A 744-nucleotide genomic window follows, 5' to 3' on the forward strand; every position below is an offset into this window, starting at 1 on the left:
AGTGGAAGCGGTTTTTATTGGCGAAAATATACCGATGGCCGTATTGAGCTATTTGGCCGATTTGGTTTAACCATTGGTGCGCTGCTTGATGTCGTTTTCCCGAAAGTGTTTACAGAAAACCCAATGATTTTTATTCAAGAGAATGGCAACCCCGAGGTCAATGGTTGGGTGATGAGAGTTCGATCTCTGTCAAAGACGGGCTTTTCTGTGGCGTGGAACCAGTGGAGTGGTTCCGGCGCAGGTACTGCCATTGATGTGTGTTATCACGCTATCGGTAAATAATCAGTGAGTGCCACTGTGTACCTATTTGATGAGGAGCAAAGGCCGATGTGGCGTGATGCGGATATTCGTTTTCCGGCAGACATGGCCGCCATTCATTGCGCCGTGGTGCCGGTACATCCGTGGGTGTACGGCGCAGGCCAGAAAACGGCAACCGGCAGTTATTTAAGTCCGGCCAATGCGCTGGCGTATCTGGCTCCACGTATTCAGGCGGCGCAGGGTGAAAATCAGGTGGTGGTTCTGATGGTTTGTGCCGCAGCCCATGCAGATTTTATGCAACGCCTGGCGGCATTGACGGCGGTTTTTCCGCTGCCCGATTTAACCCAGGTGGCGCGCATGGCACAAGCGGCGGCAGAGCTGGAGACGGTAAAGATGCAGTTCACGGCGAAAGGCCAATGAGTGGCCGCCGCCCTTCCGTTATGCGTTGCCACCAACCGCCAGGCGCTCAACCCGCAGCGTATTGCG

2 protein-coding genes are annotated in these 744 nt (G+C 54.2%); both read left to right on the forward strand.

The window, feature by feature from the left end; all coding sequences use genetic code 11:
* Positions 1-282, forward strand: a 282-nt coding sequence (locus J5224_RS32430) for a hypothetical protein (protein WP_264629047.1), incomplete at its 5' end; no start/stop codon positions are given.
* A 45-nt stretch (positions 283-327) separates the two neighbouring features.
* Entirely contained in the window at positions 328-678 is a 351-nt protein-coding gene (locus tag J5224_RS32435) for a hypothetical protein (RefSeq protein ID WP_264629048.1), read from the forward strand.
* Positions 679-744 lie beyond the last annotated feature (66 nt).

The organism is Candidatus Symbiopectobacterium sp. NZEC135, from assembly GCF_025962695.1.

Excerpts from the sequence above, each read along its gene's own strand:
- J5224_RS32435 (WP_264629048.1), top strand. The coding sequence starts at position 328 with ATGTGGCGTGATGCGGATATTCGTTTTCCGGCAGACATGGCCGCCATT.